General features: G+C 43.9%; 16 protein-coding genes. 12 read left to right on the top strand and 4 right to left on the bottom strand.

Annotated elements, in window-relative coordinates; translation table 11 throughout:
• Nucleotides 1-301: 301 nt before the first annotated feature.
• Nucleotides 302-3784 (top strand): DNA polymerase III subunit alpha, encoded by a 3483-nt coding sequence (locus tag BXY41_RS11625; RefSeq protein ID WP_104437005.1) that lies wholly within the window; start codon nt 302-304, stop codon nt 3782-3784.
• Between the two features lie 65 nt (nt 3785-3849).
• Nucleotides 3850-4824: a 6-phosphofructokinase gene (gene pfkA / locus BXY41_RS11620; protein WP_104437004.1), complete on the top strand. Its 975-nt coding sequence runs from the start codon at nt 3850-3852 to the stop codon at nt 4822-4824.
• Nucleotides 4825-4899: 75 nt separating this feature from the next.
• Here pfkA and BXY41_RS11615 read toward each other — a convergent pair whose 3' ends face one another.
• On the bottom strand, nt 4900-5736 hold the full coding sequence (locus BXY41_RS11615; protein WP_104437003.1) for an alpha/beta hydrolase: 837 nt from the start codon (nt 5734-5736) through the stop codon (nt 4900-4902).
• A 234-nt stretch (nt 5737-5970) separates the two neighbouring features.
• Here BXY41_RS11615 and BXY41_RS11610 point away from each other — a divergent pair, with 234 nt between their 5' ends.
• Nucleotides 5971-7107 (top strand): glycoside hydrolase family 88/105 protein, encoded by a 1137-nt coding sequence (locus BXY41_RS11610; protein ID WP_104437002.1) that lies wholly within the window; start codon nt 5971-5973, stop codon nt 7105-7107.
• Between the two features lie 38 nt (nt 7108-7145).
• Here BXY41_RS11610 and BXY41_RS11605 read toward each other — a convergent pair whose 3' ends face one another.
• Entirely contained in the window at nt 7146-8012 is an 867-nt protein-coding gene (locus tag BXY41_RS11605) for a helix-turn-helix domain-containing protein (protein ID WP_104437001.1), read from the bottom strand.
• Nucleotides 8013-8247: 235 nt separating this feature from the next.
• On the opposite strand from BXY41_RS11605, the gene BXY41_RS11600 reads away from it, so the two are divergent.
• The 6 genes from BXY41_RS11600 to BXY41_RS11575 all read left to right on the top strand — a co-directional run bounded on the left by BXY41_RS11600 (nt 8248) and on the right by BXY41_RS11575 (nt 14644).
• A complete protein-coding gene (locus BXY41_RS11600) occupies nt 8248-9627 on the top strand; it encodes an ABC transporter substrate-binding protein (protein ID WP_104437000.1) in 1380 nt (459 codons plus the stop codon).
• 91 nt (nt 9628-9718) lie between these two features.
• On the top strand, nt 9719-10387 hold the full coding sequence (locus BXY41_RS11595; RefSeq protein WP_104436999.1) for a hypothetical protein: 669 nt from the start codon (nt 9719-9721) through the stop codon (nt 10385-10387).
• Between the two features lie 5 nt (nt 10388-10392).
• Complete coding sequence (locus BXY41_RS11590) at nt 10393-11292, top strand: carbohydrate ABC transporter permease (protein ID WP_104436998.1); 900 nt, start codon at nt 10393-10395, stop codon at nt 11290-11292.
• A gap of 5 nt (nt 11293-11297) precedes the next feature.
• Complete coding sequence (locus BXY41_RS11585) at nt 11298-12149, top strand: carbohydrate ABC transporter permease (RefSeq protein ID WP_104436997.1); 852 nt, start codon at nt 11298-11300, stop codon at nt 12147-12149.
• Between the two features lie 93 nt (nt 12150-12242).
• Nucleotides 12243-13796: a glycoside hydrolase family 28 protein gene (locus BXY41_RS11580; protein WP_104436996.1), complete on the top strand. Its 1554-nt coding sequence runs from the start codon at nt 12243-12245 to the stop codon at nt 13794-13796.
• A 14-nt stretch (nt 13797-13810) separates the two neighbouring features.
• On the top strand, nt 13811-14644 hold the full coding sequence (locus tag BXY41_RS11575; RefSeq protein ID WP_104436995.1) for a sugar phosphate isomerase/epimerase family protein: 834 nt from the start codon (nt 13811-13813) through the stop codon (nt 14642-14644).
• A 70-nt stretch (nt 14645-14714) separates the two neighbouring features.
• Here the strand turns inward: BXY41_RS11575 and BXY41_RS11570 are convergent, their stop codons facing one another.
• Nucleotides 14715-16202, bottom strand: coding sequence for a tagaturonate reductase (locus BXY41_RS11570; protein ID WP_104436994.1), 1488 nt, complete (start codon nt 16200-16202; stop codon nt 14715-14717).
• 34 nt (nt 16203-16236) lie between these two features.
• Nucleotides 16237-17718: a UxaA family hydrolase gene (locus BXY41_RS11565; RefSeq protein ID WP_104436993.1), complete on the bottom strand. Its 1482-nt coding sequence runs from the start codon at nt 17716-17718 to the stop codon at nt 16237-16239.
• Between the two features lie 358 nt (nt 17719-18076).
• Here BXY41_RS11565 and BXY41_RS11560 point away from each other — a divergent pair, with 358 nt between their 5' ends.
• The 3 genes from BXY41_RS11560 to dusB all read left to right on the top strand — a co-directional run bounded on the left by BXY41_RS11560 (nt 18077) and on the right by dusB (nt 20541).
• Nucleotides 18077-19084, top strand: coding sequence for a LacI family DNA-binding transcriptional regulator (locus BXY41_RS11560; protein ID WP_104436992.1), 1008 nt, complete (start codon nt 18077-18079; stop codon nt 19082-19084).
• 102 nt (nt 19085-19186) lie between these two features.
• Nucleotides 19187-19576, top strand: coding sequence for a DUF6145 family protein (locus tag BXY41_RS11555; protein WP_242980170.1), 390 nt, complete (start codon nt 19187-19189; stop codon nt 19574-19576).
• The gene (gene dusB / locus BXY41_RS11550; protein WP_104436991.1) at nt 19573-20541 is read left to right on the top strand and encodes a tRNA dihydrouridine synthase DusB; all 969 of its coding nucleotides are present in this window, start codon (nt 19573-19575) and stop codon (nt 20539-20541) included. The genes BXY41_RS11555 and dusB overlap by 4 nt, the downstream gene beginning before the upstream one ends.
• The last annotated feature ends 57 nt before the right edge of the window (nt 20542-20598 follow it).

Below are 20598 nucleotides of genomic sequence, written 5' to 3'. Positions count from 1 at the left end.
AATAGGGAATTTTTAGGAATAAGATTTTACCATTGCCCCGCAAGTGAAGAAACGGCGGGGCACAAACAAAGAATCGGCCTCTGAAATGCCTCAAATTAGGATAGAGAAGGTCAAAAAATAGAAGAAGTGAGGTAGAGGGAGGAAGAAGAGTAATCTATGCCCTGTCCTTCCACTGCTGTCAGAAAGAGTTTTAAAGATACCATGTATCATTTTCATTCCTTTTATTTTAAAGCAAAATATTTTCAGGGGCTGTCTTTTTATGTTATAATAGAAGAAATGAGGATAGAAGGAGAAACGACAGATGGCATTTACACATTTGCATGTCCATACAGAATACAGCCTGCTTGATGGGTCCTGCAAAATTAAGGAACTGACCGCCAGAGCAAAAGAACTGGGAATGGACAGTATGGCAATTACGGACCATGGCGTCATGTATGGGGTAATTGATTTTTACAGAGCCGCCAGGGAAGCCGGCATCAAGCCAATAATCGGCTGTGAGGTGTATGTGACATCCGGTTCCAGATTTGACAGAGAGCTTGCAGGCGGGGAAGACCGGTACTACCATCTGGTACTTCTTGCTGAGAACAATCAGGGCTATCAGAATTTAATGAAGATTGTTTCCAAAGGATTTGTAGATGGATTTTATTATAAACCAAGAGTGGATTATGAGATATTAAAAGAATATCATGAGGGCGTAATCGCTCTCAGTGCCTGTCTGGCAGGTGAGGTGCAGCGCTATATTGGCAGAGGCCAGTATGAAAAGGGAAAGGAAGCGGCTCTTCATTATCAGCAGATCTTCGGAGAGGGCAATTTCTTCCTTGAGCTTCAGGATCATGGCATTCCCATGCAGAAGACCGTGAATCAGGGGCTGGTGCGTATGAGCGAGGAGACCGGTATCGAGCTGGTGGCAACCAATGATATTCATTATACCTATGCAGAGGATGCCACACCCCACGATATTTTACTGTGCATTCAGACCGGTAAGAAGGTGACAGACGAAAACCGGATGCGCTACGAGGGCGGTCAGTATTACTGCAAATCGGAAGAAGAGATGAAGAAGCTTTTCTCCTATGCAACCCAGGCAGTGGAGAATACCCATAAGATCGCCCAGCGGTGTGATGTTGAGATTGAATTCGGAGTTACCAAGCTGCCAAAGTATGATGTACCGGAAGGCTATGACTCCTGGAGTTATTTAAATAAACTATGTACCGAGGGCTTTTTACGCCATTATCCCGATGATGACGGGACTTTAAAGGAACGTCTTGCCTATGAGCTGGATGTTATCCATAGCATGGGATATGTGGACTACTTCCTGATTGTATGGGATTTTATTCATTATGCCAGATCCCAGAATATCATGGTTGGTCCGGGAAGAGGATCTGCCGCCGGAAGTATCGTCTCCTACTGTCTGGGGATCACGGACATTGATCCCATTCGGTATAACCTTCTTTTTGAGCGTTTCTTAAATCCGGAACGAGTCTCCATGCCTGATATTGACGTGGATTTCTGCTTTGAACGGCGCCAGGAAGTCATTGACTATGTAGTGGAAAAGTATGGCAAGGATCAGGTGGTTCAGATCGTTACCTTCGGTACCCTGGCAGCGAAGGGTGTGGTGAGAGACGTAGGAAGGGTGCTGGATATGCCTTACGCCCGCTGTGACGCCATTGCCAAGATGATACCGGGTGACCTTGGCATGACACTGGAAAAGGCGCTGAAACAAAGCCCTGACCTGCGTAGTGCCTATAACGATGACCCCGAAGTAAAATACTTAATTGATATGTCCATGCGTCTGGAAGGTCTGCCCAGACATACCTCCATGCATGCGGCGGGAGTGGTAATCAGCCGTACTTCGGTGGATGAATACGTTCCTTTGTCAAAAGCAGCGGACGGAACCATAACCACCCAGTTTACCATGACCACACTGGAAGAGCTGGGACTTTTAAAGATGGATTTCCTGGGGCTTAGAACCCTTACGGTGATTCAGAATGCAGTGGAAGCAATCAAGAAGAACCGGGATCTTGTCCTTGATATGGATCAGATTGATTATAATGACAAGGCAGTGCTTGATTCCATCGGATCCGGAAAGGACGACGGGGTATTCCAGCTGGAAAGTTCCGGCATGAAGAGTTTCATGAAGGAGTTAAAGCCGGAGAGTCTGGAAGATATTATCGCAGGAATTTCTCTTTACCGTCCCGGCCCCATGGATTTTATTCCCAAGTATTTAAAGGGTAAGAATGACCGGAATTCCATTACCTATGACTGTCCTCAGCTGGAGCACATCCTGGGGCCCACCCATGGCTGTATCGTTTACCAGGAACAGGTTATGCAGATCGTCCGCGACCTGGCCGGATATACCATGGGCCGAAGCGATCTGGTGCGCCGAGCCATGTCTAAGAAGAAAACTTATGTTATGGAGAAGGAACGCCAGAATTTCGTATATGGCAATGCGGAAGAAGGGGTAGCCGGCTGTATCGCCAATGGCGTGGATGAAAAGACTGCCAATCAGATCTATGATGAGATGATTGATTTCGCTAAATATGCATTTAATAAATCCCATGCAGCTGCTTATGCAGTCGTATCCTATCAGACTGCATTCTTAAAATACTATTATCCACAGGAGTTTATGGCAGCACTTTTAACCTCTGTTATGGACAACGTGTCTAAGGTTTCAGAGTATATCCTGAGCTGCAGGCAGATGGGGATTTCCATACTTCCGCCGGATATCAATGAGGGAGAAAGCGGATTTTCCGTTTCAGGCAAGTCCATTCGCTATGGCCTTTCTGCCATTAAAAGCGTGGGCAAATCCGTGGTGGAGCAGATAGTGGCAGAGAGGATAACAAACGGACTCTATCACGATATGGAAGACTTTATCGACCGAATGAGCAACAAAGAAGTCAATAAGCGGACCCTTGAGAATTTCATCAAGTCAGGAGCTCTTGACACTCTTCCCGGTACCAGAAAGCAGAAGCTTTTAATCGCGCCGGAGCTTCTTGACCAGAGGAGCAAGGAACGAAAGAATACCATGGAAGGACAGATTACCCTGTTTGATCTTGCTGGAGAGGAAGAGAAAAGCAACTATCAGATTACATTTCCTGATGTGGGTGAGTTTGGGAAGGAAGATCTTCTGGCATTTGAAAAGGAGACTCTTGGCATCTATGTAAGCGGCCATCCGCTGGAAGCATATGAGGAGACCTGGAGAAACCACATTACAGCAGTGACTGTGGATTTTATCGTAGACGAGGAAACCCAGAAGACCAATGTGCAGGACGGTGCTTACGTCACCATTGGTGGTATGATTACAGGCAAAAACGTAAAAACTACCAGAAACAACAAGATGATGGCATTCCTGACCCTGGAAGATCTGGTGGGCTCTGTGGAGGTCATTGTATTTCCAAAGGATTATGAAAGCAAGAGAGAGCTGTTTGTGGAGGATTCTAAAGTGTTTATCCAGGGCAGAGCTTCCGTTGGAGATGATCCGGTTGGAAAGCTGATCTGTGAGAGAGTCATTCCATTTTCAGCAGTTCCCAAAGAACTGTGGCTGAAATTCCCTGACAAGGATACCTATGTGGAATTGGAGCGGGAGATTCTTGAACTGCTTCGGGAATCCGAGGGCAGTGATTCCGTAATCATCTATCTGGAGCGTGAACGGGCAAAGAAAGTGCTCCCAGCTAACTGGAATGTGAATGCTTCCGATGGACTTCTTGATATTTTAACCAAAAAACTTGGTGAAATAAATGTCAGACTTGTAGAAAAAAAACTTGAAAAGATTGGCAAAATGAATTAGAATACAACGTGTATGAAATGTAAAACTTACAAAAACAGATATCCGTGAATCAGGAGGAAGTTACTATGGCAAAACAAGTGAAAACCATTGGCGTATTAACCAGCGGCGGCGACGCACCAGGTATGAATGCTGCGATCCGTGCCGTTGTCAGAACTGCAATCCATAAAGGATTGGTAGTAAAGGGAATTATGAGGGGATACGCGGGCCTTCTGCAGGAAGAGATTGTTGATATGAACAGCACCAGTGTATCAGACATCATTCATAGGGGCGGAACGATTCTTTATACAGCCAGATGCCAGGAATTTACCACAGCTGCAGGTCAGCAAAAGGGTGCTGAGATCTGCAAAAAACACAACATTGACGGAATGGTAGTCATCGGTGGAGACGGTTCGTTCCGCGGTGCCGGTAAGCTTTCTGCACTTGGAATTAACACCATCGGACTTCCTGGAACCATTGATTTAGATATCGCATGTACCGATTATACCATTGGCTTTGATACTGCAGTGAACACTGCCATGGAAGCCATTGATAAGGTTCGTGATACATCCACTTCCCATGAGCGCTGCAGTATTATTGAAGTAATGGGAAGAAATGCCGGATACATTGCACTTTGGTGCGGCTTTGCAAACGGAGCTGAGGACATCCTTTTGCCAGAGCGTTATGACGGAGACGAGCAGGCATTGATTAACCGCATTATCGAGAACAGAAAGCGGGGAAAGAAGCATCATATTATTATCAATGCTGAAGGAATCGGTCATTCCTCCTCCATGGCAAAGAGAATTGAGGCTGCTACCGGTATTGAGACCAGAGCCACCATTCTGGGCCATATGCAAAGAGGCGGAGCACCTACCTGTAAAGACCGTGTGTATGCCTCCATAATGGGAGCAAGAGCGGTAGAACTGCTTTGTGAAGGAAAGAGTAACCGTGTTGTAGGCTATAAGCACGGAGAATTCGTTGATTTCGATATTCAGGAAGCACTGGCTATGACCAAGGATATTCCGGAAGATCAGTATCAGATCAGTAAGATGCTGGTTCGTTAATAAGAACAGGAAATTGATAGAACAGGCGGGACAACCGGAAGTAGTAATACTCCCAGTGCCCCGCCTTTTTCATGCCTACAGATGTTCCAGCCAGGTTTTAGCAAGAGAAATCCAGTTCTGGCACTGGGGAACGATGAAGCGGCCGTCCTCCCCGGAAACTTCCCTGTTCGCCAAAGACAGTCCGTGGCAGCCTGCAGGGTAGATATGCATTTCCACACTGACACCATGCTCCGTAAGTGCATCAGCCAGTAAGTAACTGTTTTTTACTGGTACGGCATCGTCAGTAGAGGTATGCCATAAGAATACAGGCGGAGTGTGGGAACCTACCTGATGTTCAAGAGAAACCAGGCGGCGCGCTGCTTCATTTGTTCCATCGGCTCCTAATAAATTAAGGAAAGAACCCTGATGGCAGTAAGGCCCGGAAGAAATCACCGGATATGCCAGTATCATGCCATTTGGTTTAATTTCTTCCGGAGTAAGTTCCAAGGGTCCGTATAAGAACTCCTGATTCCAGAATGCCCCCAGGCTGCAGGCAAGATGGCCTCCAGCTGAGAAACCGCAGACGATAATCTTTTCCGGATCGATCAGCCATTCCTGTGCATGGGAACGAACCAGGGAGACGGATGCTGCCAGCTCCATCTGGGGATAAGGAAATTCCTCCGGAGCTATGCTGTAATTAAGAACAAATGCGTGGCAGCCCATGGATAAAAACTGCATGGCAATGGGTTCTCCTTCCCGGTCCGATAAGTGCTCATAACCGCCTCCCGGACAGATGATCACTGCCGGACGCAGACGATTTGGAGCAACGGAGACAGGGTCTAAGAGGTAGGCGTTTAGAGATGCACCGGCGATTAATTTCTCTTTACCGGTCTGCTTTTTGGTGATGATAATCGGTTCTGTAAAGTACTTCATGCTTTCCATGCTCCCTTTTCTAAACTGCTTCTCTTTGTCAGAAGCGGATGTAATCCAGATTATCTTATCATAAGTTTTAATAGAAGTAAGATGAAAAGTACATAAAAAATGGCAGGTGAAATTATGGATATTGTACAGTCATTGATTCCCTGCCAATCTCATCCGTGACAAGTCAGAAAAACCATGCTATGATAAAAACCATAATTGATCATGAACAAAGAGAGGAAACGAAACATGGATGTAATTGAGCGATATATCAATGAACTAATGGAAAAAAGTACTCCGGACCGTCCGGTCTGGAACATTGAAAAGATTCTTCAGGGAGAGAAAGCCGGCTGGAATTACATTGACGGCTGCATGATTAAGGCAATCCTGGAGATGTATTCCATTACAAAGGATTCCAAATATCTGGAATTTGCAGATACGTTTATTGATTACCGTGTAAAGGAAGACGGATCCATTGAGGGATATGATGTAGAAGAGCTGAACATTGATAATGTAAATGCAGGAAAAACCCTGTTTGAACTTTACGATCTGACCGGAAAGGAAAAGTACAGAAAGGCAATTGATCTGGTTTACAGCCAGATTGAGAAGATGCCCAGAACAAAAGAGGGTAATTTCTGGCATAAAAATATATATCCCAATCAGGTGTGGCTCGACGGTCTTTATATGTGTCAGCCATTTTATATGGAATACGAGGCCCGCTTCAATGACAGAAAAAAATGCGAAGATATTTACAGCCAGTTTGCCAATATAACAAAGCATATGCGGGATAGTGAGACAGGACTTTATTATCATGCCTATGATTCATCCAGAGAGATGTTCTGGTGTGATAAAGTCACAGGACTTTCCCAGAATTTCTGGCTGAGAGCACTGGGCTGGTACTCCATGGCGCTTCTTGATACCATGGATAAAGACAATCACAAGGAGCAGGCCGAGCTGCATCAGATGAAAGAAGCATTCCAGTCCCTGATTGATGCCATGTTAAAATATCAGGATCCAAGCGGCATGTGGTATCAGGTGGTCAATCTGGGAGGAATGGATAAAAACTATCTGGAAACCAGCGGAAGCGCAATCTTTTCCTATGCCATCTTAAAAGGCGTGCGCCTTGGTTATCTGCCTGAGTCCTATGCAGAATACGGAAAAAAAGCATTTGAAGGGATCTGTAAAACATATCTTCACATGGAAGAAGGAAATATGAGCTTAGGCGGAATCTGTCTGGTGGCAGGTCTGGGCGGGAAAGACAGAAGAGACGGAACCTTCCAGTACTATATGTCTGAACCAGTGGTAAAAGATGATGCAAAGGGTGTAGGACCGTTCCTTCTTGCATATACAGAGATGAAGCGGTGCGGATGGGAATATCAGTCATAGAAAATAAAAGGGAATGAGGCAGGCCGCCTCATTCCCTTTTAACTTAAGCTGTTTTGTGCGAATTTCTTCGGTGATATTCCTGTTTTCTTTGTAAAGGCTTTAAAGAAATTGCTGTAATCATTAAAGCCGCACATGCTGTAAACTTCGTTGACACTGTATCCGCCAGCTAACAGCGTCTGCGCCAGTTCAATTCTTCTGGTGGTAATATAAGAGTTGATGGTAGTACCTGTCCCCTTCTTAAAGAGTCTGCAAAGGTATGAGGTGCTTAAATAAAAATGGGCGGCGATCTCCCCAATGCTCAGGGAAGAATCAATGTTATGGTGGATATAGGTAATAATATCTGCCACCTTACTGTTAAAATACTGTCTCTGTTCTTCTGACTGTTCTCCCATATCTGCTTCTGTTGCACATTTTGTTAAAAACACCATAAACTCCGCAAAAGCAGAGCGTTCTTCCACATCGTGTCCGAACCCCTCCTCTACTGCCAGCTTATTAAAATAGTAGGTAAACCGCCGCTGCTGACCCTGGTTTAAGTGGATCCGGTGGGAAAAGTTATCCGGCCGGTGGGTGAAACAGTAGGTTAAATCCGTATAATCAGTGGAAATAGTCTTTAAATACTCCGGATCAATAAAAACAGCATACCGTTCATGGGGGATGGACGAATCCATCTGAAGAATCTGATGCTTCTCCCGGGGATTAATCATAAATAAATCGCCAGGTTCTATGCGGTAATTGTTATCTTCAATCAAAAAGGTCCGTCCGCCGCTGATTGAAAAGTAGAACTCACAGCACCGGTGGCTGTGCATGCTTAAAACACTGCTTTCCTTGTGCAGATGTGCGATGGAAAAGTAATGGCTTTCAAAACACCGGTCAATTCCTTCCGAATATGAAGTAAGTACTTTCATTATTTGCATTCTCCTTGGCTAATACTACTAAAATAATATCATAGGATGTCAAAATATGCAATGTTTTGTGCCGAATTTGAAATGAATTATAAGGACATAGGTGTTATAATAATAAAAAAGTGTTGTGTAAGCGCTTACGCAAAAGTACATATTTCTATATTGAAAATGCGAAAACATTTACATGGAACTTTTAAAGAACTCATTTATGAGGGAGAGAAAAAGGAGAGAGAAAAAGATGAGAAAAATCAAACAGTGGACAGCAATGGGGTTAGCGACTGTTATGGCAATGTCTCTATCTGCATGCGGGTCAGGCAAAACTGCTGAAACAACCACTGCTGCACCTGCAGAAACTACGAAAGCAGCTGCTGCTGAAACAACAACTGCAGGAGCTACAACTTCTACAGAACCAGTAGAACTGAAATTTTCATGGTGGGGCGGCGACACAAGACATGCTGCAACCGAGGAAGCAATCAAAGCTTTCCAGGCAAAATATCCGAACATCACTGTAACTCCTGAATACGGTGCATGGAACGGCTGGGAAGAGAAACAGTCCTTAAACATCTTAGGCGGCAATGCTGCTGATGTTATGCAGATCAACTGGAACTGGATTGAATCCTACAGCCAGGGCGGAAAGTCTTTCGCAAACCTGGAGGATTACTCCGATGTTCTTGATTTAAAACAGTTTACACCAGAGAGCCTTGATCTTTGCAAGGTAGATAATAAATTAATGGCAGTTCCGATTTCCTTAACAGGCCGTCTGTTCTACTGGAATAAGACAGCATTTGATGAGGTTGGTGCTGCACTTCCTACAGATCTTGATTCCTTATACAAAGCTGGTGAAGCTTTCAAGGCAAAAGATCCTGATATGTATCCACTGGCACTTGGCGAATATGACCGTATGATCCTTATGGTTTACTATCTGGAATCCAAGTATGGCAAAAACTGGGTAGAAGATGGTGCAATCAACTACACAGAAGAAGAAGTAAAAGATGGTATGGACTTTATCACAGGACTGGAAGACAAGCATGTAATTCCTACTCTTGCTACCATCAGCGGCGATATGGCTGACTCTCTTGACAAGAATGCAAAATGGATCGATGGAAAGTATGCTGGTATCTTTGAGTGGGATTCCTCAGCTTCCAAGTTCAAAAAAGCTCTTGAAGGCAGCGTAAACAAACCTGGTCAGGAATTCGTAGTTGGTGAGTTCATTAAGATGGGCGACAACAACGGTGGATTTACAAAGATCTCTATGGCATTTGCAATTGGTGCAAACTCCAAACATCCAAAAGAAGCAGCTATGCTGATCAACTTCCTGTTAAATGATCCGGAAGGCGTTAAGATTGGTTCTACAGAAAGAGGTATTCCTTGTTCTGCAGCAGGCTTAAAGATCCTTCAGGATAACAAGCTTGGCGATCCTCTTACCATTGAAGCAAATACAAAAGTTATGAATTACAGCAAGTTCACTCTGGATGCTAAATTCGAGCACAATGACTTAAAGGCTAACCCAGACGGCGTTTACTACAAAGTATTCGGCAAATTAAGCTCCAAAGAGCTGGATTCTGCTGCAGCTGCAAAAGAACTGATCAAGGGTGTTACTGATACACTTGAGAACTAATTGTCTTTTAAAACGATAAGATATTCATATTTCATACGAGCCGCCATAGTCCTATGGCGGCTCCCATAAAGAAAAGGGCAGACAAAACGTCATGGAATGCAGAAATGAGACATTAAAACCATACCAGCTCACAGGGGCAGTGCAAATGTTTGAAGCAACGAAAGACGATGCATTCAAAGAATTTGTTATAGATCAGTTAAGCTGTATGGAAGCCCCGGAAGGGACGGCAGGAAGTCTGCCGGCACAGGATTATTCCGCTTATTTTTTCGCTTTGGAACAAACCGGTAATGAGTGTTACAGTCAAAAGATAGAAGATGTCATGAAAACCCCGGAGTGGACTTTGGAGCTTATGCCGTTTATAACAGCGTATGACACAAGATATAAAAGAAAAGAGCATTATAATGAGATTGTGGCCATGTTTCGGGATAAACAGCAGTTTACGGGATATGATCTGGTGTCACTGATCGATACGATTGCTCAGATGTCGGAAGAGATCTATGAATATTATAGGGAATTAAGGGATTTGTTTAAGGTTATAATCAAGGAGAAGATGAAAGACCTCCCCAATTCTTCTGAAATTATGGAAATTGGTTATTCCATTCTGAAAGCATGTAATATTGGCGTGCTTCAAAAAGAGAAATACAGTAATTTCGGGGAACTTGTATGGAGAAATATTGCGGGGATTGATAATAATACATGTACAGGTTTAAAGGATATGATCTGTGCGCAGCATATAATTTTTAACAAACAGGAGGTATAAGCAGTATGAAGTCAAAGGGTATACGTAAGTTCCTGGCTGATAATGCGGGATTCTTCTTTGTCCTGCCGTGGCTGATTGGATTTATACTTTTTAAAGTTTATCCATTCGCTTCTTCATTGTACTATAGCTTTACAAATTACGATCTGTTTAATGGCGTAACGAAAACAGGTATGATGAACTATAATAAGATTTTTACGGATTCTGATATTACAAGAGCATTTATGGTAACTTTTAAATATGCGATTTTTGACGTTCCTTTAAAGCTGACCTTCGCATTATTTATCGCTTATATACTGAACTTTAAATTAAAGGGAGTTAATTTTTTCAGAACGGCTTATTATATTCCCTCTATTCTTGGTGGTTCCATCGCCATTGCCATCTTATGGAGAGCTGTATTTAATACAGATGGTCTGATCAATGCGGTAGTCGTTGCATTTGGCGGAGAAAAAATCAACTGGATGGCATCTGCCAACGGTGCTTTATTCGTTATCATTATGTTACGAGTATGGCAGTTCGGTTCAGCCATGGTAATTTTCCTTGCAGCATTAAAAGGTGTATCGGAAGATTTATACGAGGCTGCATCCATTGACGGAGCAGGAAAATGGACCCAGTTCTTTAAAATTACAGTTCCGTTAATCACACCGGTTATTTTCTACAACCTGATCACTCAGTTATGTCAGGCATTCCAGGAATTCAACGGACCTTTCCTTGTAACAAAGGGAGGACCAAACGGTGCAACCACACTGATTTCCATTCTTATTTACAACAATGCGTTCCTTCGCCATAAGATGGGTATCGCAAGTGCCCAGGCTTGGATTCTGTTCCTGATTGTCATGACATTTACGGCAGTTGCATTTGTTAGCCAGAAGAAATGGGTATATTACTCAGATGAAGACGGGAGGTAGATGACATGACGAAAGAGACAAAAAGAAAAATAAGTACAGTGGTCCGTTATACTCTTCTCGTAATAATTGGATTCATTATGGTTTATCCCCTGATCTGGATGGTAGGTGCGACCTTTAAGACCAACTCAGAGATTTTTACCAGCGCATGGTTCTGGCCTAAGAACCCGGTTACAGACGGCTATGCCAATGCCTTCGTAGATTACGGCGGTAAAATTAACCTGATTAAATCACTTTTAAACACTTATAAAATCGTAGTGCCAAAGGTTATTTTCACAGTAATATCAGCTACCATTACTGCTTACGGTTTTGGACGGTTTGAATTCAAAGGAAAAGCAATTCTCTTTTCTCTTATGATTTCTACCCTGTTCCTTCCTCAGGTAGTTTTAAATGCACCTCAGTACATTATGTTTAATAACTGGGGCTGGACAAATTCCTATCTTCCTCTTGTGATCCCTTCTTTATTTGCAGGTGACACATACTTCTTATTCATGCTGGTTCAGTTTTTAAGAGGTGTGCCAAAAGAGCTGGAAGAGGCAGCTAAGATTGATGGCTGTAATTCAATTAAAACATTATGGTATGTCATTGTTCCCATGTTAAAGCCATCACTGGTATCTGTTGCATTGTTCCAGTTTATGTGGACTTCCAATGACTTTATGGGACCCCTGATCTACGTTTCCGACATGCCGAAATATACAAACTCCATTTACTTACGTATGTCAATGGACGGTGATGTAGGATTTCAGTGGAACAGAATTCTGGCGATGTCACTCATCTCCATTATTCCTTCTCTGATTGTATTCTTCTGTGCGCAGGATTCCTTCATTGATGGTATTGCTGCAGGCGGAGTAAAAGGTTAAAGATCAAAAAGAGGGCGTGGTATGTAATTGCTGCGCTCTTTTTCAATAGAAAAAACAATAACACAGGAAAACTTACAGGTGAGGTTTAACAGTATGGAATTAAGAGTTGTATTTCAGACAGCACGTTCTGTAACCATAGAGACAATCACAGAAACTATCTATGAATTTGATACTCCGGGCCAGATTCTGGTAAACGGAGAAAACCGGGGAGAGACAAAGCAGGTTGTATTTACATTGTTTGACTTAAAGCCGGATATGGACTATAATATTTCTCTGGAAAGAAATGGAGAAAAGGCAGAGGTAAATTTCCATACGGATTATGAATTTGTTACCATCAATGTCAGGGAAGTCGGCGCTCTTGGAGACGGAATCCAAAACGACACTCCTTTCATTCAGGCTGCGATTATGGCATGTCCCAAAGACGGAAGAGTGCTGATTCCTGCAGGAAAATACAAGGTTACCAGTCTGTTTTTAAAGAGCCATATTAAGATTGAACTTTCTGAGGGAGCGGAGCTCCTTGCAGAGACTGACCGGTATCAGTATCCAAAGTTCCCCGGAATGATCGAGAGTTACGATGAAAAAGATGATTATAATCTGGGGACCTGGGAGGGCAACCCCCTTCCCATGTTTGCAGGCATCATCACCGGTATTGATGTGGAAGATGTTGTAATCTATGGCAGAGGAATCATAAACGGTCAGGCCTCCTTTGACAACTGGTGGGACAATGTAAGAGTGATGAAGGGAGCGTTCCGGCCGCGTATGGTATTTTTGGAACGATGCAGGAAGATTACTCTTCAGGGATTTTCTTTAAAAAACAGTCCGACCTGGGTTCTTCATCCTTATTTCAGTGAAGACTTAAAGTTTTTAAATTTAAGCATCAGCAATCCGGCAGATTCCCCCAATACAGACGGACTGGATCCGGAATCCTGTAAGGATGTGGAGATACTGGGACTTCATTTTTCCCTGGGTGATGACTGCATTGCCATCAAGTCAGGCAAGATCTATATGGGACGCAGATATAAGAAGCCTTCTGAGAACATCACCATTCGCCAGTGCCTGATGGAAAACGGTCACGGAGCCGTTACCATTGGAAGTGAAGTAGGTGCAGGTGTGAAAAACATCCTGGTAGAACGCTGTCTGTTCCGCCATACAGACAGAGGCCTGCGGATCAAGACCAGAAGAGGACGAGGAAAGGATTCCGTACTTACGGATATTGCCTTTGACCACATTGATATGGATCATGTTATGACCCCGTTTGTAGTCAATGGCTTCTATTTCTGTGATCCGGATGGAAAATCAGAATACGTTCAGTGCAGGGAACCCCTTCCGGTTGATGACAGAACGCCTGAGATCGGCAGATTCAGCTTTACCAATATAAAAGCGGCTAATTGTCATGTGGCAGCTTCCTTTCTCTATGGTCTTCCAGAAAAGAAGATTGAACGAATTAAATTTAAGAATGTTGCCATTTCCTTTGCGAAAGAGGCGAAGTCAGGTGCTCCGGCTATGTTAAGCGGAGTGGGAGAGTGCACCAAAAAAGGCTTTTGTATCAGCAATGTGGACACCCTGATCTGTGAAAATGTTCAAATTTCCGGACAGGAAGGGGAAGCATTTGAATTAAGCAATATTAATCATTACGAAACGATCTAAAGGAGAAGAGTACAATGCAGATTGGAATTCGATTACACGATGTGGCACCAGGTACCATAGAGGAACGTTTAAAAATAGCCAGCGAACAGGGATTTTCCTGTGTACACCTGGCGCTGACAAAGACAATCAATGATCATTCAGTGGAGAATTCCGCCTTAACACCGGGATTTGCTTCCTATCTTCGGAATAAATTCGGAGAGTATCATATGGATATCGCTGTTTTAGGCTGCTATTTAAACCTGGCTCATCCCGATCCGGAAGAGATTAAAAAGATTCAGGAGCGTTATTTTGCCCATCTTCGTTTTGCTTCCATCTTAGGCTGCAGCGTGGTGGGAACCGAGACAGGAAACCCCAATCCAGAATACCGTTTTGAGCCGGCATCCCATACAGAAGAAGCTCTTCAGACATTTATTACCAACTTTCGTCCTGTTGTGGAATGTGCAGAAAAATTCGGTGTAATCATGGCAATCGAACCGGTATGGAGCCATATCGTATACAATTCCAAGCAGGCTCTTAAAGTATTAAAAGCAATCAATTCCCCGAATTTAAGAATCATCCTTGATCCGGTTAATTTACTGTCTGTAGAAAACAGCAGTGAATATGACAAGGTGATTCAGGAAGCCATCGAGGATCTGGGAGAGTATACCGACGTTCTTCATATGAAGGATTTCGTCATTGAAGGCGATAAAGTGGTTTCCGGAGCACCTGGAACCGGAGTCATGAAATATGATACAATTCTGAATTTTGCAAAGAAAGAAAAACCATACATTCAGATGACAATCGAGGACAGTACTCCGGATAATGCAGAGTGGTCAAGAAAGTTTCTTGAAAATTACAGCTGCAATTAAGCAGTAGTTCCTGATAAAAAAAGAGCTTTGACTGGTTTTACACCAATCAAAGCTCTTTTTTATATCCTGATTATAAACATTCCTTCATAACTGCGTAAGCGCCCTTTTCTTCGATATCTTTTAAATATCCGCTGACAGCCGCTTCAAAGCCTTCAATGGCAGTTAAATCCTCACCCCAGAACTCTGTATTTGTGCAGACAGAGTGGGTAAGAGCAGCTGCATCCTCGTCTTTGTGGTCATAGAAGAACTGGAGAATCTGCTTATCATCCTTTACTGTATAGGTATCACCAGCAGGACGTACCGCAGTCAGTCCGTCTTCTGTCAGTGTTGTACCATGATAGAATGCAATGTAGAATGCAAAGGAAGCAGTGATGCAGCTTGGAAGCCCATGATTCTTCTCTACAAATCCCTTTAAAGACGGCATTACGCGGGCTTTCCATTTGGAAGTGGAGTTTAAGGAAATAGCCAGCAGCGCATGGTCAATAAATGGGTTTTTAAAACGCTCTGTTACAGAAGCTGCAAAGCTCTTTAATTCTTCCTCCGGAAGAGTTAAGGTAGGAATGATTTCATCGTAAATGGTCTTGTTCATGAAACCGCAGATCACTTCATCATCCATACAGTTGCGCACGATGTCCTGACCAGCCAGATAAGCACCTAAAACAAAAGAGGTATGAGCACCGTTTAAGATACGAACCTTTCTCTGCTTGTATGGCTTATGATCTCCGCAGATAACAACAGGAAGACCTGCCTCTTCAAATGGAAGTTCTTTCTTTAAGCTGTCTGGTCCTTCGATTACCCAGAAGCCAAATACTTCGCCGGTATCGATGATGTTGTCAATATAGCCTAATTCTTCACAGATCTCAGCTGCCTCGCTTCTTGGATAGCCGGTTACAATACGGTCAACCAGTGTGGAGCAGAAGATATTCTCTGCTTTAATCCAGTTTAAGAACTCATCGCCTAAATTCCACTGTTTTGCATAGCTTAATACGCATTTTTCCAGTTCTTTTCCGTTGTTATCAATGAGCTCGCAGGAAAGAATTACAAATCCTTTTCCAGCTTCCTTGCCGAACTTCTCAAAACGTCTGTATAAGAACTGTGTCAGCTTTCCAGGATAGCTGTCAGCCGGTACATCGGTAAACTGGCAGGAAGGGTCATAAGTAATTCCAGCCTCAGTGGTGTTGCAGGCAATAAACCGAAGGTCCGGGTTTTCTGCACAGGCAAGAACGGTTTCATACTCGCTGTAGGGATTTAAACATCTGCTTACGCAGGAAATGACACGCTTGTCATTTACCTTCTGGCCATTTTCAAAGCCGCGGAGGAAGAGGGTATAGAGGCCTTCCTGCTCATTGATCATATCAGCCAGACCAGGAGCGATTGGCTGACATAAAACAACCTTTGAATTAAATCCGGTCTTTTCATTGAGAACATCGATAAAATAATCAACAAAAGCTCTTAAGAAATTTCCTTCTCCGAACTGCAGCACACGCTCTGGTGCATCTTTTAATAAATATCCGTCATAATCCAGCTTTTCCAGTGTCTGGTAGCTTAACTTTTCCATTTCGTTTGTCTCCTTATAAGTTGTCAGAAATATTTTATAATGTTACGCCCTGCTTGAAGATGGCCATATCGTGGAAACCTGCTTCTTCCGATTTCACCATCTTGCCGGAGGCAACTTCAATTACAAAGTCAAAAAACTGATTTTTAAGAGTCTCCATATCGGTTCCTTCCACAAGCACTCCGCAGTTAAAATCAATCCAGTTATTCTTCTTCTGGCTGAGAGCAGAGTTGGTGGAAATCTTCATGGTTGGTACGGGGCATGCAAATGGAGTGCCACGTCCGGTTGTAAATAAAACGATGTGGGCGCCTGATGCAGCAAGAGCTGTGGAAGCCACCAGATCGTTGCCTGGAGCGCTTAAAAGGTTCAGTCCTTTATTGCGTACCGGTTCACCGTATTTTAATACATCAACCACAGGCATTCTGCCGGATTTCTGAACACATCCCAGGGACTTGTCCTCAAGTGTGGAAATACCGCCTTTTTTATTGCCTGGAGAAGGATTCTCATAAATAGTCTGATTGTGGCTTGTAAAATAATTCTTAAAGTCATTTATTAAATCAACAGTTTTTTCAAAGGTTTCTTCGTTCTGGCAGCGGTTCATAAGAAGAGTTTCTGCACCAAACATCTCAGGAACTTCGGTAAGAATCGTAGTTCCTCCCTTTGAAACCAGCATATCTGAAAATTCTCCAACGGTAGGATTGGCTGTGATTCCGGATAATCCGTCGGAACCGCCGCATTTCATTCCGATTACCAGCTCGCTGCAGCTGATGGGCTCTCTGTGAAACGTTCCTGCATACTCTGCCAGCTGATCGATGAGTTCAAGAGAATCGGAGATCTCGTCTTCTGACTCCTGAGCCACCAGGAATTTGACTCTGCGCTCATCGTATTCGCCGATATAGCGTTTTAATTCGGTAATGTTGCTGTTCTCACAGCCAAGTCCAAGTACCAGTACGCCGCCAGCGTTTGGATGATTGATTAAATCTGCCAGAATCGTTCTGGTAAATTCCTGATCATCGCCCATCTGGGAACATCCGTATGGGTGAGGGAAAGCAGCAACCGCATCGATGCTTCCTTTTACGTGTTTTAAAGAGGCACGTTCAATGGCTGTCGCGATTTTATTCACGCAGCCTACGGTTGGAATAATCCAGATTTCGTTACGCACGCCCACACGTCCGTCGGGTCTGCGGTAACCGTTAAAAAAGCGTTCTTCTGTTGGAGTAACTTCGATCTCCTGTTTGTTGTACGTGTAAGTCAGTAAATCCCCTAATCCTGTTTTTAAATTGTGTGTGTGAATCCAGGCCCCAGTCCCAATATTCTCCTTTGCTATGCCGATGGCACAGCCGTATTTGATGACGGATGAGCCGGCAGGTATATCTGTCAGGGCAAATTTATGACCCTGTGGGATGTCTTCCAGAAGAATAACCGCTGTGCCGTCTACCTCGACAGCACTGCCGGAAGCAAGCGGCTTTAATGCGACTGCCACGTTGTCTTCGGAATTAATTTTGATAAAGTCCTGCATAAGCTTCCTTTCCTTTCTTAGTACCAGTTTCGATATCTAGTTGCAATGTAAGTACTTACATAAAACATACACCATTTTTTTCTCTTAGTCAATAGGCAAACATAAAAGAAACATATTTCTTTTAATTATGGGAACAATATAGATAAAACATACACCATTTTTCATGTTTCCCTGGTAATAACAGTTGCGTAATACAGAAATATTATGTATAATGAATCGAGATAAGTGTAAGCGCTTACGCTCCCCCATGAATTGGCTAAACAGAGCGACGAATAACGCAGACACAGTAAAAGGGGAAACGTCTGTCTGAATTCCCATTCAGGCGGTGAATAATGAAGACGTTTAGAGGGACACCAGGATGAACATATATGATATTGCAGAGCTTGCAGGAGTTTCCATTGCTACCGTTTCCAGGGTGGTAAACGACAGCCCCCGCGTAAGTGAAAAAACAAAACAAAAAGTCAGGGCAATCATGGAGGAAAACGGCTATACGCCCAACGTATTCGCCAGGGGTCTGGGCCTTGATTCTATGAAGACCATCGGAATTTTATGTCCGGATGTATCTGATGCCTATATGGCAACAGCAGTTGCCCATTTAGAAAGCCGTATGCATGAACACGGTTATGACTGTATCCTGTGTTGCAGTGGATTTGAGCAGTCAATTAAGGAGAAGTATGTAAGTCTTCTCTTAGCCAAACGCATTGACGCGTTAATTATGGTGGGTTCCACCTATGCAGGTGCTGAGGGGGAAGAAAGCCGTGTACAGTATGTGCTTGATGCAGCCAGACAGGTTCCGGTCTTTTTAATTAATGGATATTTAGATGGTGAGAATATTTACTGCGCCTATGGAGATGATTATCAGATCACCTATGATGTGACCAGTCAGATGATTGAATCAGGCCGCCGCAGAATTCTCTTTCTGTGCGATTCTCATTCCTACAGTGCCGTAAGGAAGCTTGCCGGCTATGAGTTAGCCTTAAAAAGCCATGGTCTGCCGGTGTTAGGAGACTTAAAGCTGTACGTAAAAAACCGGATCCACACCGTACGTGATATTCTGCTGGAACGAAGGGATCTGCGGTTTGACAGTGTAATCGGTACAGACGACGGTCTTGCAGTGGGAGCAATTAAGTATGCAAATGCCAAGCTGTTAAAGATACCGGAGGATATCTGCATTACAGGCTTTAACAATTCCGCACTTTCCATCTGCAGTGATCCGGAGCTGTCAAGCGTTGATAACCGGGTAGAGGAACTGTGTAATATAACAATCAGCAACATGATGAAGATTCTTCAGGAGAAAGATCCGGATATCAGCCGGAACTGCAAGGTACCCTGCAGGCTGGTAAAACGCTGTACAACGGATTTTTAGGCTATTGTTTTTTCTTTTTTTGTATGGTACAATTATAAACCGGTAAACATAACGACACCAGAAAGCATGCTTTGTATCCGAAGGGGGACAAAACATGCTTGAATGCGTGGTCGGGCAGAAAGAACGGTGACAGATATGGAGCAGGCTGAAGATAAAGTGGTGCTGTGCGGTGCCAATTCTTATGAACAGAAATATTATTTTAATGAACAGTTTAAAAGTCTCCCGGAAAGCATCCGGCAGGAGCTTCAGATCATGTGTGTGCTCTATACCGAAGATATAGGCGGAGTTCTGGTTCTGGAGTTTAACGAAGATGGAACGTTGGAATTTAAAGTAACCGCACCGGAAGAGGACTATCTGTTCGATGAAATTGGAAGTGTATTAAAGATTAAGCAGTACCAGCGGGAAAAACGGGAGCTTTTGCAGTCCCTTGAGATGTACTACCGTGTTTTTTATCTGGGAGAAGAATTAGAAGACGGAGAAAAAGACAGTTGAAACTTAGAATAGGAAATGTAACGTTTGACAATAATGTGATACTGGCGCCGATGGCAGGGGTTACGGACCTGCCATTTCGTTTTCTTTGCAGGGAGCAGGGCTGCGGACTGTCGGTCACAGAGATGGTCAGTGCCAAAGCCATTTTATATAAGAACAAGAACACCAATGAGCTGTTAAGTGTATCCGATCAGGAAGGACCAGTGAGTGTCCAGCTCTTCGGTTCCGACCCGGACATCATGGCGAATATGGCAGCTGCCATAGAATCCCGGCCATTTGCCTTAATCGATGTGAACATGGGCTGCCCGGTACCAAAGATTGTAAATAACGGCGAAGGCTCCGCGCTGATGAAAGATATAAAGCTGGCGGAGAAGATCCTGACTGCCATGGTAAAGGCAGTGAAAAAGCCGGTCACTGTAAAGTTTCGAAAAGGCTTTACAGAGGAAGACTGTAATGCAGTGGAATTTGCCCGTATGGCAGAAAGCAGCGGCGTGGCAGCCATTGCGGTCCACGGCAGAACCAGGGAGCAGTATTATTCCGGAACTGCGGACTGGGATATCATCAGGCAGGTGAAGGAAGCTGTCTCCATTCCTGTCATCGGCAACGGCGATGTCTTTAAGCCGGAAGATGCCAGGGCCTTAATCGATCAGACCGGCTGTGACGGAGTCATGATCGCCAGAGGTGCAAAAGGAAATCCCTGGATCTTTTCCAGGACACTGCATTATTTAGAGACAGGAGAGCTGTTGCAGACGCCGACTCCGGCTGAGATCAGCGAGATGATTCTGCGTCATGGAACCATGCAGGCAGAGCACAAAGGAGAGACGGTTGCCATGCGGGAGATGAGGAAGCACATGGCGTGGTATACTGCCGGACTTCCCCATTCGGCCAAATTGAGAAACGATATCAATCAGGTCGAAACAATGGAAGAATTAAGACGTTTTGTACGAGAAAGAATTGGAGCATTGTAACCAGAAAAAGGGACGCGAATCTTGACAATTACAGATGTTTAAGCTATAATATCTGGA

Origin of the sequence: Lacrimispora xylanisolvens, assembly GCF_002934545.1 — a bacterium.
In the GTDB taxonomy this organism is placed as follows: Bacteria; Bacillota; Clostridia; order Lachnospirales; family Lachnospiraceae; genus Lacrimispora; species Lacrimispora xylanisolvens.
This window is presented reverse-complemented; position numbering and strand designations above follow the sequence as displayed.

Bases quoted from the DNA above. Each gene is read 5' to 3' on its own strand.
- BXY41_RS11625 (WP_104437005.1), top strand. From the start codon at position 302: ATGGCATTTACACATTTGCATGTCCATACAGAATACAGCCTGCTTGAT.
- pfkA (WP_104437004.1), top strand. From the start codon at position 3,850: ATGGCAAAACAAGTGAAAACCATTGGCGTATTAACCAGCGGCGGCGAC.
- BXY41_RS11615 (WP_104437003.1), bottom strand. From the start codon at position 5,736: ATGAAGTACTTTACAGAACCGATTATCATCACCAAAAAGCAGACCGGT.
- BXY41_RS11610 (WP_104437002.1), top strand. From the start codon at position 5,971: ATGGATGTAATTGAGCGATATATCAATGAACTAATGGAAAAAAGTACT.
- BXY41_RS11605 (WP_104437001.1), bottom strand. From the start codon at position 8,012: ATGAAAGTACTTACTTCATATTCGGAAGGAATTGACCGGTGTTTTGAA.
- BXY41_RS11600 (WP_104437000.1), top strand. From the start codon at position 8,248: ATGAGAAAAATCAAACAGTGGACAGCAATGGGGTTAGCGACTGTTATG.
- BXY41_RS11595 (WP_104436999.1), top strand. From the start codon at position 9,719: ATGGAATGCAGAAATGAGACATTAAAACCATACCAGCTCACAGGGGCA.
- BXY41_RS11590 (WP_104436998.1), top strand. From the start codon at position 10,393: ATGAAGTCAAAGGGTATACGTAAGTTCCTGGCTGATAATGCGGGATTC.
- BXY41_RS11585 (WP_104436997.1), top strand. From the start codon at position 11,298: ATGACGAAAGAGACAAAAAGAAAAATAAGTACAGTGGTCCGTTATACT.
- BXY41_RS11580 (WP_104436996.1), top strand. From the start codon at position 12,243: ATGGAATTAAGAGTTGTATTTCAGACAGCACGTTCTGTAACCATAGAG.
- BXY41_RS11575 (WP_104436995.1), top strand. From the start codon at position 13,811: ATGCAGATTGGAATTCGATTACACGATGTGGCACCAGGTACCATAGAG.
- BXY41_RS11570 (WP_104436994.1), bottom strand. From the start codon at position 16,202: ATGGAAAAGTTAAGCTACCAGACACTGGAAAAGCTGGATTATGACGGA.
- BXY41_RS11565 (WP_104436993.1), bottom strand. From the start codon at position 17,718: ATGCAGGACTTTATCAAAATTAATTCCGAAGACAACGTGGCAGTCGCA.
- BXY41_RS11560 (WP_104436992.1), top strand. From the start codon at position 18,077: ATGAACATATATGATATTGCAGAGCTTGCAGGAGTTTCCATTGCTACC.
- BXY41_RS11555 (WP_242980170.1), top strand. From the start codon at position 19,187: ATGCGTGGTCGGGCAGAAAGAACGGTGACAGATATGGAGCAGGCTGAA.